This is a genomic window from Janthinobacterium aestuarii, from assembly GCF_051380835.1.
In the GTDB taxonomy this organism is placed as follows: Bacteria; Pseudomonadota; Gammaproteobacteria; order Burkholderiales; family Burkholderiaceae_D; genus Janthinobacterium; species Janthinobacterium aestuarii.
Genome location: NZ_JBNYXU010000006.1, coordinates 346,232 through 358,320, shown reverse-complemented (window position 1 = coordinate 358,320; position 12,089 = coordinate 346,232). Strand labels below are relative to the sequence as shown.

Below are 12,089 nucleotides of genomic sequence, written 5' to 3'. Positions count from 1 at the left end.
TGCCGCGCCGGCGCGCCCAGGAGTGCTGCCTTGAAGTCCGTGTCCCTCGCCCTTCCCCTGCCCGCTGCGCGCCTGCGCGCGCTGGCCGCCATCGCCGCGCTGACCTTCGCCAGCGGCCTGGCCGCTTCGCTCTACCTGCCGGCCCCGATGGCCGGCGTGGTGGCGCTGCTGGTCTTTTGCATCAGCATGTGGGCCACGGCCCTGGTGCCCGAATACTGGCCGGCTCTGGCCTTCTTCCTGGTGGCGATGCTGTGCAAGATAGCGCCCGCGCAAACCGTGTTCTCGGGCCTGCAGTCGACCACCTTCTGGCTGCTCTTCAGCGGCGCCGTGATGGGCGCGGCCATCGGCCACACGGGCCTGGGCAAGCGCGCGGCGGCCATCCTGTCGCGCATGCTGGGGCGGCGCTACGCGGGCGTCATCGCCGGCATCGTGCTGTTCAGCGTGGCGCTGGCCTTCGTCATGCCGTCGGGCATGGGCCGCGTGGTGCTGCTCATTCCCATCACCATGGCCGTGGCCGAGCATATCGGCTATGGCGCGGGCCACAACGGCCGCACGGGCATGCTGATGGCGGCCAGCTTTTCCAGCTTCCTGCCGACCTTCGCCATCCTGCCGTCGAACGCGCCGAACATGATCCTGTCCGGCATGGCGGACAATTTGTATGGCGTGCAGATTTCGTATGTCAATTATCTGCTGCTGCATTTTCCCGTGCTGGGCATCCTCAAGTCCGTGCTGCTGGTGCTGCTGATCCTGTGGATGTTTCCCGCCGCCGATCCCGTGCGCGCGGCCGCGCCGGCGCAGCGGCAAGGCCCCATGTCGGCGCAGGAGACGGGCCTGGCCGTGGTGCTGGGCGTCTGCCTGGCACTGTGGATGACGGACGGCCTGCACCATGTGTCGCCGGCCTGGGTCGGCCTGGCCGCCGCCCTCGTCTGCCTGTGGCCGGCCGCCGACCTGACGTCGAAAAAATGCCTGAACCAGGAAATCAACTATGGCTCGCTGCTGTTCGTGGCCGGCGTGATGGGCCTGGGCGCGGTGATTTCGGAAAGCGGCCTGGGCGAAGCCGTGGTGCACGGCCTGAGCCGGCATGCGCGCTTTGCCGCCGACACGCCCCTGTGGAACGCGGCCGTGCTGACCCTGATCTCGACGGTGGTGTCCTTGGTGACCAACCTGGCCGGCGTGCCGGCGACGATGACGCCGCTGGCGCAGGACCTGGCGGCCGTCACGGGCCTGCCGCTGATGACGGTGCTGATGACGCAGGTGCTGGCGTTTTCCAATGTCTGCCTGCCCTACCAGGCGCCGCCCCTGATTTTCGCCATGCAGGCGGCCAGCCTGCCGGTGGCGGCCGTCACGCGGCTATGCCTGAGCCTGTTCGTGCTGAGCCTGCTGATACTCACGCCGCTGGACTTCGTTTGGTGGCACGTGCTGGGCCTGCTGTAGTGTCCCGGCGCGGTGAGTGACGTGCGCGGACTTTCTCACGAAAAGTAACAATTTACGGTGTTTCAAGGGCCGCCGCACATGGCGGCGGCGACAGGGAGAAGGAAAAAGTCACAAATAATTACCCATTTTATAGGCATTGTTAATGCCGTACTCTTAATAAAATCACATATAATGCATAGTTGAAAAACAAATAAGAGTATCTGAAATTCCACCCACCTTTTAACTTAATGGACCCGCCCCTCATGGAAATCCATCACCTGAAAACCTTCGCCACGGTGGCGCGCGAGGGCAGCATTACGCGCGCATCCGAACGGCTCTTCCTGAGCCAGCCCGCAGTCAGTGCCCATGTCAAGGCGATGGAGGATTATCTCGGCCTGACCCTGTTTGAACGCACGGCGCGCGGCATGAGCCTGACCAGCAGCGGCCAGCGCATCCTGGCCAAGGCCGAACGCACGCTCAACATCCACCGCGAACTGCTCGACGAAGCCAACCACATCAAGGGCCGCCTGGCCGGCAAGCTGCGCATCGGCGTCGGCGGCCAGTCCAACAACGAAGCCATCGGCCGGCTGGTGCGGCGCTTTTCCGAGCACCATCCGGAAGTCGAAGTGTCGCTGGAACATGGCAGTTCCACCGGCACCCTGAACGGCATCCGCAGCGGCACGCTCGATGCGGGTTTCTACAACGAGGCGCGCACGCCCGACGACGACCTGGCGACGATCGAAGTGGCGTGCTTCCCCGTCTACGTGGCGGCGCCCGCCGGCATGCTCGATATCACCGAGCCGCTCGACTGGAACGCGCTGGCCGAGCTGCCGTGGATCTTCGCGCCATCGAGCCTGTGCTGCGGCGGAGCCGCCGAGCACCTGTTCAAGACGCGCAATTTCCGTCCGCGCCGCATCATCAGCATCGACCGCGAAAGCGTCACCCGCTCGATGCTGGCCGAGCGCCTCGGCGTCGGCCTGCTGCATGGCGACACGGCGCTGGAAGCCCAGCGCCTCGGTGAAATCGACATCCTGTGCGTGGCGCAGTCCTCCGTGCGCAATCTGTTCGCGCACCTGGCTTCGCGCGCCAGAGAGCCGATGTTCGAGGCGATCAATGATGCGCTGAGCGAATCGGGCATATTGGCGGCTTGAACCGCCAATATGCGGTGCGAGTGCTTCAGCCAGCGCGGGAAGCCTGGCCAGCCAGGCGCTGCATCTGATTGAAGATATTTTTGCGGTGCATTTCTTCGGTGCCGCCCACGCTGGCGAAAGCCAGGGCATTTTTCATCAGCTCGGCCACGCGGCCGTTGTGATAGCCAAGGCTGCCGTACAGCTTGACCAGGCTGGTGGCGCTGTTGATCAGGTCTTCGGATCCCACCAGCTTGGCGATGGAACAGCTCATCAACCCTTCCCGCTGGCCTGCCAGCAATTGCGACAGCGCGCCAAACGCCAGCCATCGCGAACGTTCCATGCCGATGCGGATATCGACCAGGCGCCGCTGCACGTACTGGTGGTTGTCGATGCTGCTATTGAAGCTGCTGCGGTTGGCCGCGTAGCGCATCGCCTCGTCCAGGTAGGGCGCGATCAGGTTGGCCGCCGCCAGGCCGTAATACAGGCGTCCCAGCGAAATGGTGTCGATCAAGGTGCCCAGGCCGCGCCCGGGCGCGCCCAGCAGCTGCGACGGGCGCACGGCGACATCATCGAAATGCAGGGCGCCGGTGGGCAGGTTGCGGTTGCCCAGCTTGTCGTCCACCTGGCCGGCGCGCAGGCCCGGCGTGCCGCGGTCGATCAGCGCCAGCGCGATATTGTGCTCTTCCTTGTCCGCCAGGCGGCAGACGATCAGGGCGAAATCCATGATGGGCGCGTGCGCGATATTGTATTTTCCCCCATTGAGCACATAGCCGTCGGCCGTGGCGCGCAAGGTGCTCTGGATGCTGCGCACATCCGTGCCCGTGCCCGGCTCGGCAATGCCCGTGGCGCTGACGTCGCCGCGCAGGATGGCGCCGAAATAGCGGTCGCGCTGCGCTTCCGTGCCGTGCCGTTCCAGGCCCCGCACCATGCCGGCCTGGGCGATGACAGACAGCAGCAGCTCCGGCGCGCCGATGGTGGAGGACAGGCCGTCGAGGGCGGCGGTAAAACCCCACCAGTCGCCCGCCGCGTGATCGCTGCCTGGCACGATCATGCGCCACAGGCCGGCGTCGCGCAGGCGCTGCCAGCCGTCAAAATCGAATCCTTCGGCGCGCGCGGCGGCGCCGGCGGCAATGTCGCTGCCGATGTCGGCATAGCGCTGGCGTATCTCGCCCTGTTGCGGTGTAAACATCATGGTTAGCCTTGTTCGTCAATGAAAGGAAAAGGGCCGCGCGGGCGGCCCTGGCAGGTGCGCCGGCCGTCAGTCCGACAGGACGACGGAGCGGCCGATGGCGCCGTGCAGGTCGAGGCAGCGCTCGAACCAGGTGCTGACGGGATCGTCGATCGGCAGCAGCGGCGCCGGCACGGTGATACGCGCCCACTGCAGCACGCCGAACAGGATGTAGTCGGCAAACAGGGGCTGCGCGCCGCCCAGCCACGGTTGTTTCGCCAGCACGCTGCGCAGCGGCGCGAATTTTTCCGGCAGGGCCGCCAGCTCGATGTGGCGCGTGGCCGAGGCCTCTTCCAGGGTCTTGCCGAAGCGCTTCTCGCGCGCCGCGCGGAAATACGCCTGGTCCGCCGGCGACATCAGCGCATGCATGTCCATGGCGGCGATGGCCGAAACGGGCGGATGGATGACCGTCTGGCTGAAGCTTTCGACGAAGCGGGCCATGGCCTGGCCGCCCGGGCCGCCGAACAGGCTGGGCCGATCCGGGTAGGCGCGTTCCAGGTGCACGGCGATTTCAAAGCTGTCGCCCTCGATATGGCCGTTGTCGTTCAGCACCGGCACGCTCTTGTAGCTGCCGTCCTCGATGCCGGCGATTTCGGCGAAGGACACGGGCCGCACTTCGGCCTGCAGCTCCTTGTGCTTGAGTGCCATGATGATCTTCCACACATGGGGCGAATAATGGCGGCGCCGGTCGGCGGCGCACAGGCTGTACAGGATGATGGACATGATGCGGTTCTCTCAGGTTGGCGTGGCAGGTCAGGCCGCGGCGCCGGTCAGCGCCAGGCGCTGCACGCCGCTGGCGGGGAAGCGTTCGCGCAGCAGCGCCAGCACCTGCTCGGGGCTCGGCAGCGAGTGGTGGCCGTGCATGCGCTCGAGCAGCGGGTCGAAATGGTCGCGCCAGACGGGGTCGATGATGATGTAGCCGTCCTCGCGCAACTGCGCCAGGTTGCGCTGCACGGCCGGCTTGGCCAGCATCGGCCCGCCCATCACGGGGAAGAGCAGCACGGGAAAGGTGGCGGCCAGGATCACGGTGGTCAGGCGGTTGCCGGAAAAGCCGTTCGCCACGGCCGCCAGGGTATTCGCGGTGGCGGGCAGCACCAGCAGCAGGTCATGCTCGGCGGCCAGGCGGCCCGGCTTGTCCGTCGGCCAATCCTGCGGCCGTTCGCCGCTGATGACGCGGTCGACGTACAGTGCGATCGATTCCGGCTTGAGGAAGTTGGTGGCGTTCGGCGTCATCAGCACGCTCAGCTCGCAATCGAGGTGGTCCTTGATGATGCGCAGGTAGTTCGGCAGCAGGGTCGAATCGAGCGATCCCGTGACGCCGATGAGGATGCGCGGCTTGTGTTTGTTGATGGACGTTTCCATGGTGTCATATCCAGGTAGTGGCACGGGTGTGCCGGGTTAAGTGCGGGCAGGCAGATGGCGGCGCTGGTGCGCGCGCACCGCCATGACCATGCGGTCGAGGATCTCGGCCAGCAGCGGCTGCGACGTGGCGAAATTGAGGCGCGCGCAGTGCGGCGCGCGCGCATCGAAGACTTCGCCAGGGCTGAGCGCCACCTTCGCATGCTGGAGGAAGAAGTCCGCCGCCGGCTGGTCCAGCTCCAGCGCCGCGCAATCGAGCCACAGCAGATACGTCCCCTGCGGTACGTGGAAGCGGATGGCCGGCAGCTCGCGGCGCAGGATTTCGGCCGCGTAGTCGCGCATGGCCAGCAGGTGCGCCAGCACGGCGTCGAGCCAGGGCTGCCCCTCGTTCCAGGCCGCCACGGTGGCGTCGACGCCCAGGTTGTTGACGGCGCCCGTCAGGCGCGCCGGCAGGCGCGCGTGGAAGCGCCGCTGCAGCTCCGGCGTGCCGAAATGTGCGACGGCGCAACGCAGGCCGGCGATATTGAAACTCTTGGTGGCCGAATTCAGGGTCACGGTGCGCGCGGCCGCCGCGTCGGACAGCGAGGCGAATGGCAAGTGCCGCGCGCCCGGGTAGACCAGGTCCGCGTGGATTTCGTCGGACACCACGATCAAGGCATGGCGCTCGGCAAAGGCCAGCACGCTGTCCAGTTCCGCGCGGCTCAGCACGCGCCCCGTCGGATTGTGCGGATTGCACAGGATCAGCACGCGCGTGCGGGCATCGACGGCGTGCGCCAGGCGCTCCAGATCGAGCTGGTAGCCGTCGGCGCCGGCGCGCATTTCCAGCGGGATCAGGCGCCGGCCCGTGCCCTCGACCGCTTCGCGGAACGGCGCATAGTGCGGCACTTGCACGACCACGCCGTCGCCCGGGTCGGAAAAGGCCATGACGGCGGCAAACGTCGCCTGCACCAGGTCGGGCAGGACCAGCACCTGGTCGGCCTCGGCCTGCCAGCCGTACAGGCGGCGCATGCGCGCGGCGAACGCGTGCGCCACGGCGCGGTCGGCCTTGCGTCCGTCGCGCAAGGGATAAGTGAAATCGACGCGCTGCAGCACCTGCGCCAGCGCCGCCTGCACGGCCGGCGCGGTGCCCAGGTCCATGTCGGCCACGCAGGCGGCAAGCACGCCGGGCTGGTACTGGCGCCACTTGAAACTCTGGCGCGCCAGCAGCTGGTCCAGACTCAGGGCCAGGTCGTCCTGCAGGGTAGCGGGCTGGCGGCTCATGCTTCGGTAAACACGCGGTTCAGGAAGCCGTTGAACCATGCCCGCAGCGCCTTGTCGTGCAACACGCGTCCCTGCAGGTGCTGTTCTCCCTGCTGCGCGTTCGGCAGGTGGAAGCGGTGCGCACCCTTCACGGCCCAGCGCCGCTGCATGGCCAGGGTCAGCTCGGGGTGGTACTGGATGCCCCAGGCTTTCTCGCCATAGCGGAAGGCCTGGTTGCGGTAGGCGTCGCCCTCGGCCAGCAGGATGGCGCCCTTGGGCAGCTCGAAACCCTCCATGTGGAAGTGGTAGACCATGTCCGGCCACTTGGGCATGATGCGCTGGCCTTCTGCCGTCGGTTTCAGCGGATACCAGCCGATCTCCGTGACGTCGCCCTCGGCCGCCGTCACCTTGCAGCCGAGATTCTTGGCCAGCATCTGCGCGCCAAGGCAAATGCCCAGGTACGGCCGGTTTTCCGCCAGCGGCACGGACAGCCACTCGATCTCGCGGCGGATGTGCGCGTCGCTGTCGTTCGCGCTCATCGGGCCGCCGAACGAGATCACGCCCGCGTGGCCATCGAGGGTGTCGGGCAGCGGATCGCCGCACACGGGGCGGCGGATATCGAGTTCAAAGCCCTTGTCGCGCAGCAGTTTTCCGGCGCGGCCCGGCGTCGACGCCTCCTGGCGCAAGATCGCCAGGATCGGCCGCTTGCGCCCGCGCCGGCCTTGCATCGTTTCACTCATGCTGCTCTCCTTGTATCTTGTTGCGCTGGATGTAGGACTCGACCAGGCTGGCATACGGCGGCACGAAGGTCACCAGGGTCTGCTGGCCCACCTTGATGGTGTCCTTGACGTCGAAATGCAGGTGGATCGGCAGCTTGTCGATCCAGTTGTTCGAGATCCTGCCGATGCGCGCGCCGCGCGCCACCGGCTGCAGTTCGCGCACGGCCAGGTCGCTGGTATTGAGGTGCACATAGCGGTACAAGGTGCCGGCGGCCGTCTGCAGGGTCACGCTGAAACGCGCGATCTGCACGATGACGCCATCGTCGGCCGCTACGGCCCAGTGAAAGTTGGCACGGCAGGTGGCCGGGCGCAGGTCCTGTCCCTGGTGTCCGCCGGACAGGCAGAACGGCAGGTTGTCCTTGCGCAGCTCGCAAAAATTGTCGCGCCACGGATAGGCATAGTTGCTGTCGTCGCAGGAGTCGCCTGCCTTGCCGCGCTGGCCGCCCACGCCATAGAAATGCGAACTGGCGTAGGCCGCGCCCTTCTCGATGGGAAAGCGCATGTCCGGGTACAGCACGGCCGTGCTGGCCACGCCGCTGCCGCTGCCGGGCAGCAGCGCGCCGGGCGGCAGGAAACGGTCATCGTTACCGGCCAGTGCCGGCAGCGCCAGCGCACCGAGCACGCCGGCCAGCACGCCATTCAATACGGTCATTTTCATCATGGTTGTTCTCCCGCCACGAGCAGCAGCGCACGCGCCGTGTCGGCCAGATATTGCGGATCGGTGCAGCGCTTGTCCTTGAGCGGCTCGTCGCAGCTCATGCGCAGCGTGTAGGCGGCGCCAAAGCGCGTAAAACTGTAGTCGGCGCCGTCGCCTATCGATTCGAAGGCGCCGCCCGCATGTTCGAGCTTCAGGTCACTTGGCGCGACGAGGTGCGTGGCGCTGCCGAATAGTCCCAGCTTCGCACCAGCCGGCGCATACAGGGCCGCATAGGCCGTGCCCTGGCCATGGAAACGCGGCGCGCCCCAGTCGCCTTCGGCCGGCAGCAGCAGTACCGGGATGTTGACCTGCGCCAGCCCGGGGGGCGCCGTGGCGCGCAGCGGACGCAGCACCGCGTCGGCCTGCGCCGCGCTGGCGCGCGCCTGGCTGGCCGCAGGCCAGTCGATCGGCGTCAGCACGCGCCGCACCGGTTCACCGGCGCTGGCGGCCACGGCCGCCGCAGCGCCCGCGAGCAGGCCAAGCGCGCCAAGCGCTTGCAGGAATGCCAGGCGCGCCATCTTAGAGGCTGCCCTGGTAGGCCAGCACGGTCTGCTTGAACGACTCGGGCACGGGCTGCGTGGCCTGCTTTTCATAGTCGTACATGACGTGCACGGAAATGGCCTTGGCCATCACCACGCCCTGCTCGTCGCCGATGTGCATGATGTGCTCCATTTCAAAGCTCTTGCCGCCGAACTTGGAGACATGGCTGAGCACCAGCACCTTGTCGCCGTACTTGGCCTGGGCGATGTATTCGCACGCGGTTTTCACCATGATGTGCGGCAGCTTTTCGCTCTTTGGAATTTCCAGGATGCGGTGCATGTATTCGAGGTAGGCCGTCTGCATGTACTCGTAGTACACGGGGCTGCTGACGTGGCCCATCGAGTCGGTGTCGCGGTAACGGATGTCGAGATTGGTCTTGAAAGAGCGGCGCATCATTGTGTCCTCATGTGGCGGTTATATCCGGTCAGGCCGGCTTGGGTAGTGACATTTCGCCAATGATGCTAAGACCGATCGAGGGTGCCTCACAAGACGCAATATCTGAGGGCCGACGTCCAAATATCTGAGGAGCCGAATGGCGTTCGTTGCGCTACCATCGCTGCAGAAATATTCCAGCAACAAGGACCCGGCGCATGGCGCCACGGCTGCCGCGCACACTGGCGCGGCCGACCGGTTTCCTCTACCCCAACGTATTGAATGAAAGGCGCATCGATGAAAATCGCGATCCTGGCTGACCGCCTCGAGCTGTTGAACATCAAGAAAGATTCGACCTACGCGATGATGCAGGAAGCGGCCGCGCGCGGCCACGCACTGCACGTGTTCGAACAGCAGCATCTGCATTGCGAAGGCGGCGTGGTCAGCGCTCACGCGTCACGCGTGCAGCTGGTCGACGACGCCGGCGCGTGGTTCCGCCGCGAGGCGGCGACGACGCTGCCGCTGGCACAGTTCGACGCCGTCCTGGTGCGCAAGGATCCGCCGTTCGACATGGAGTACCTGTACAGCACCCACCTGCTGGAGATGGCGCAGCGCCAGGGTGCGCGCGTCTTCAACCGGCCATCGGCCGTGCGCAACCACAACGAGAAACTGGCGATCCTGGAATTTGCGCCGTTCTGCGCGCCGACCCTCGTCAGCCGCGAGCCGTCGCGCCTGCGCGCCTTCCATGCCGAGCACGGCGACGTGATCTTCAAGCCGCTCGACGGCATGGGCGGCGCCGGCATCTTCCGCGTGCGCGAGGACGGCATGAACCTGGGTGCCACCGTCGAAATGCTGACGCGCGACGGCGCCGTCACCATCATGGCGCAACGCTACATTCCCGCCATCAGCGAAGGCGACAAGCGCATCCTGCTCATCGGCGGCAAGCCGGTGCCGCATGCGCTGGCGCGCATACCGCAGGCGGGCGAAGTGCGCGGCAACCTGGCTGCCGGCGGGCGCGGCGAAGCGCGCTTGCTGACGGCGCGCGACCGCGAAATCGCCGAGACCCTGGCGCCCGTGCTGGCGGCGCGCGGCCTGTTGCTGGTCGGGCTGGACGTGATCGGCGCCCATCTGACCGAAATCAATGTCACCAGTCCAACCTGCTTCCGCGAAATCATGCAGCAGACGGGTTTCGACGTGGCGGGCATGTTCATCGATGCGCTGGAAACAGCGGCATCGCTCACGCACACGAACGAGGAACAAGCATGAACAAGGTAAGCACACTGCAAAGCTGGATAGGCGGACGCTGGATGGGCAGCGAAGCGGGCCTGTCGCTGCATAGCGCCATCGACAATTCGCTGATCTACCACACGCATGCCGAGGCGGTCGACGCGCAGCAGGCGCTCGACTATGCGCGCCGCACCGGCGTGCCGGCCCTGATGGCGCTCGACTTCCAGCAGCGGGCGGCCTGCCTGCGGGCGCTGGCATCGCACATCCAGCAGCATCGGGAAGCGCTGTATACGATCGCCTACCTGAGCGGCGCCACGCGCGCCGACAGCAAGCAGGATATCTGCGCCGGTATCGGCGTGCTCAATTCCTATGCCGGCATCGCGGCCAGCGGCCTGCCTTCGGGCAATGTGCTGCACGAAGCGCCCGCCATGTCGCTGTGCCGGCGCGGCGGCGCGGCCGGCACGCACATCATGGTGCCGCGCGGCGGCGTGGCCCTGCACATCAACCCGTTCAATTTGCCCGTCTGGTCGCTGCTGGAAAAATTCGCCGCCAGCTTCCTGGCCGCCATGCCCTGCATCGTCAAGCCGGCCACCTGCACCAGCTATTTGGCCGAAGCGCTGGTACGCCTGATCGACGCTTCCGGTGTGCTGCCGAAAGGCGCGCTGCAGCTGGCCATCGGCCCGGCCGATGCCTTGCTGGCACGGCTGCAGGACAACGATGCCGTCAGCTTCACGGGCTCGGACGCCACCGCCACGACCTTGCGCAACCACCCCAACCTGCTGGCGCGTTCGGTGCAGGTCAGCCTGGGCGCGGCGTCGCTGAACTGCGCCATCCTGGGGCCGGACGTGCGCAGCGGCGAGCCGGAATTCGAGCTGCTGGCCGACGCCATCGTGCGTTCGATGACGGTCAAGGCGGGCCAGGACGGCGCCGCCATCCGCCGCGTGATGGTGCCGCACGGGCAGATCGAAGCGCTGACGGCGCGCCTGCGCGAACGCCTGGCGGCCGTGGTGATCGGCGACCCGGCCCAGGCCGGCGTGCAAATGGGACCGCTGGCATCGCAGGCACAGCGCAGCGAACTGGGCGCCCGCGTGCGCGCCCTGGCCGAGGAAAGCGACATCGTCTGTGGCCAGGTGGACGGCTACGCGCCGGCGGGAGACGGCGTGCGCGATGGCGCCTTTGCCGCGCCCACCCTGCTGCTGTGCCGCGGCGGCGCGCGCAGCGACGCCGTGCATGAAATCGAGGCCTTTGGCCCCGTCTGCGCGCTGATGCCGTATGCGGACGTGGAGGAAGCGCTGGCGCTGGCCGCGCGCGGCAGGGGCAGCCTGGCCAGCACCCTGGCCACGCGCGATCCGAAGCTGGCCGCGTATGCCGTGCCGCGCCTGGCCGCTTCGCATGGGCGCGTGCTGGTGCTGGAACGCGAAGTGGCGGCGGCGGGCACGGACGTGCTGGCGTCGGCCCACCTGAAATACGGCGGCCCTGGCCGCGCCGGCTGCGGCGAGCAGCTGGGCGGCTTGCGCGCCATCTCGCAATACCTGCAACGCTCGGCGCTGCAAGGCTCGCCCACCATGCTGACGGCCGTGACGGGCGAATACGTGCGCGGCGCCGCCGTGCGCGAAAGCGTGCAGCATCCGTTCCGCAAGCATTTCGACGAGCTGGAAGTGGGCGAATCGCTGCTGACGCACCGGCGCACCATCTGCGAAGCGGACATCGTCGCCTTCGGCGGCATCTCGGGCGATTATTTCTACATGCATTTCGACGAGATCGCCGCGCGCGATTCGCAGTTCGGCCGGCGCATCGCGCACGGCTATTTCGTGCTGGCGGCGGCCGCCGGCCTGTTCGTGTCGCCGGCACCGGGCCCCGTGCTGGCCAACTACGGGCTCGACGATCTGCGCTTCGTCGCGCCCGTCGGCATCGGCGACACCATCCGCGCACGCCTGACGTGCAAGCGCAAGGTCGACCGCCAGCGGCGCGACGACAAGGGCGTCGGCCAGGGCGTGGTGTCATGGGACGTGCAGGTCACCAACCAGAACGATGAACTGGTGGCCAGCTACGACATCCTGACCCTGGTGGCCAAGCGCGCAGGGCTGTGAGGCGCAGCCCTCAGC

Annotated in this window: 12 protein-coding genes; 4 read left to right on the top strand and 8 right to left on the bottom strand. The window is 67.1% G+C overall.

Annotation, left to right across the window (positions count from 1 at the left end):
- Window positions 1-39: 39 nt before the first annotated feature.
- Together ACQ4WO_RS18200 and ACQ4WO_RS18195 are read left to right on the top strand one after the other, a co-directional pair.
- On the top strand, window positions 40-1,434 hold the full coding sequence (locus ACQ4WO_RS18200; protein WP_436482707.1) for an SLC13 family permease: 1,395 nt from the start codon (window positions 40-42) through the stop codon (window positions 1,432-1,434).
- A gap of 242 nt (window positions 1,435-1,676) precedes the next feature.
- On the top strand, window positions 1,677-2,564 hold the full coding sequence (locus ACQ4WO_RS18195) for a LysR family transcriptional regulator (RefSeq protein WP_128142727.1): 888 nt from the start codon (window positions 1,677-1,679) through the stop codon (window positions 2,562-2,564).
- A gap of 25 nt (window positions 2,565-2,589) precedes the next feature.
- On the opposite strand, the gene ACQ4WO_RS18190 is transcribed toward ACQ4WO_RS18195, so the two are convergent.
- The 8 genes from ACQ4WO_RS18190 to ACQ4WO_RS18155 all read right to left on the bottom strand — a co-directional run bounded on the left by ACQ4WO_RS18190 (window position 2,590) and on the right by ACQ4WO_RS18155 (window position 8,781).
- Window positions 2,590-3,735, bottom strand: a complete 1,146-nt coding sequence (locus ACQ4WO_RS18190) for an acyl-CoA dehydrogenase family protein (protein ID WP_436482643.1) — start codon at window positions 3,733-3,735, stop codon at window positions 2,590-2,592.
- A 66-nt stretch (window positions 3,736-3,801) separates the two neighbouring features.
- Window positions 3,802-4,494 (bottom strand): glutathione S-transferase family protein, encoded by a 693-nt coding sequence (locus tag ACQ4WO_RS18185; RefSeq protein WP_230516199.1) that lies wholly within the window; start codon window positions 4,492-4,494, stop codon window positions 3,802-3,804.
- A 30-nt stretch (window positions 4,495-4,524) separates the two neighbouring features.
- A complete protein-coding gene (locus ACQ4WO_RS18180; RefSeq protein WP_128142725.1) occupies window positions 4,525-5,133 on the bottom strand; it encodes a flavoprotein in 609 nt (202 codons plus the stop codon).
- A gap of 36 nt (window positions 5,134-5,169) precedes the next feature.
- Window positions 5,170-6,390, bottom strand: a complete 1,221-nt coding sequence (locus ACQ4WO_RS18175; RefSeq protein ID WP_436482642.1) for a MalY/PatB family protein — start codon at window positions 6,388-6,390, stop codon at window positions 5,170-5,172.
- On the bottom strand, window positions 6,387-7,109 hold the full coding sequence (locus ACQ4WO_RS18170) for a glutamine amidotransferase (protein ID WP_034783929.1): 723 nt from the start codon (window positions 7,107-7,109) through the stop codon (window positions 6,387-6,389). Before ACQ4WO_RS18170 ends, ACQ4WO_RS18175 begins: the two co-directional genes overlap by 4 nt.
- On the bottom strand, window positions 7,102-7,809 hold the full coding sequence (locus ACQ4WO_RS18165) for a peptidoglycan DD-metalloendopeptidase family protein (RefSeq protein WP_436482640.1): 708 nt from the start codon (window positions 7,807-7,809) through the stop codon (window positions 7,102-7,104). Before ACQ4WO_RS18165 ends, ACQ4WO_RS18170 begins: the two co-directional genes overlap by 8 nt.
- On the bottom strand, window positions 7,806-8,363 hold the full coding sequence (locus tag ACQ4WO_RS18160; RefSeq protein ID WP_436482638.1) for a hypothetical protein: 558 nt from the start codon (window positions 8,361-8,363) through the stop codon (window positions 7,806-7,808). Before ACQ4WO_RS18160 ends, ACQ4WO_RS18165 begins: the two co-directional genes overlap by 4 nt.
- Window position 8,364: 1 nt before the next feature.
- Entirely contained in the window at window positions 8,365-8,781 is a 417-nt protein-coding gene (locus ACQ4WO_RS18155; protein WP_034783925.1) for an acyl-CoA thioesterase, read from the bottom strand.
- A gap of 273 nt (window positions 8,782-9,054) precedes the next feature.
- Here ACQ4WO_RS18155 and gshB point away from each other — a divergent pair, with 273 nt between their 5' ends.
- The gene (gshB, locus tag ACQ4WO_RS18150) at window positions 9,055-10,023 is read left to right on the top strand and encodes a glutathione synthase (protein ID WP_436482636.1); all 969 of its coding nucleotides are present in this window, start codon (window positions 9,055-9,057) and stop codon (window positions 10,021-10,023) included.
- Window positions 10,020-12,074, top strand: coding sequence for a phenylacetic acid degradation bifunctional protein PaaZ (gene paaZ, locus ACQ4WO_RS18145; protein WP_436482635.1), 2,055 nt, complete (start codon window positions 10,020-10,022; stop codon window positions 12,072-12,074). Before gshB ends, paaZ begins: the two co-directional genes overlap by 4 nt.
- The last annotated feature ends 15 nt before the right edge of the window (window positions 12,075-12,089 follow it).

Excerpts from the sequence above, each read along its gene's own strand:
- gshB (WP_436482636.1), top strand. The coding sequence starts at position 9,055 with ATGAAAATCGCGATCCTGGCTGACCGCCTCGAGCTGTTGAACATCAAG.
- ACQ4WO_RS18185 (WP_230516199.1), bottom strand. The coding sequence starts at position 4,494 with ATGTCCATCATCCTGTACAGCCTGTGCGCCGCCGACCGGCGCCGCCAT.
- ACQ4WO_RS18195 (WP_128142727.1), top strand. The coding sequence starts at position 1,677 with ATGGAAATCCATCACCTGAAAACCTTCGCCACGGTGGCGCGCGAGGGC.
- ACQ4WO_RS18190 (WP_436482643.1), bottom strand. The coding sequence starts at position 3,735 with ATGATGTTTACACCGCAACAGGGCGAGATACGCCAGCGCTATGCCGAC.
- paaZ (WP_436482635.1), top strand. The coding sequence starts at position 10,020 with ATGAACAAGGTAAGCACACTGCAAAGCTGGATAGGCGGACGCTGGATG.
- ACQ4WO_RS18170 (WP_034783929.1), bottom strand. The coding sequence starts at position 7,109 with ATGAGTGAAACGATGCAAGGCCGGCGCGGGCGCAAGCGGCCGATCCTG.
- ACQ4WO_RS18180 (WP_128142725.1), bottom strand. The coding sequence starts at position 5,133 with ATGGAAACGTCCATCAACAAACACAAGCCGCGCATCCTCATCGGCGTC.
- ACQ4WO_RS18155 (WP_034783925.1), bottom strand. The coding sequence starts at position 8,781 with ATGATGCGCCGCTCTTTCAAGACCAATCTCGACATCCGTTACCGCGAC.
- ACQ4WO_RS18160 (WP_436482638.1), bottom strand. The coding sequence starts at position 8,363 with ATGGCGCGCCTGGCATTCCTGCAAGCGCTTGGCGCGCTTGGCCTGCTC.
- ACQ4WO_RS18165 (WP_436482640.1), bottom strand. The coding sequence starts at position 7,809 with ATGATGAAAATGACCGTATTGAATGGCGTGCTGGCCGGCGTGCTCGGT.
- ACQ4WO_RS18175 (WP_436482642.1), bottom strand. The coding sequence starts at position 6,390 with ATGAGCCGCCAGCCCGCTACCCTGCAGGACGACCTGGCCCTGAGTCTG.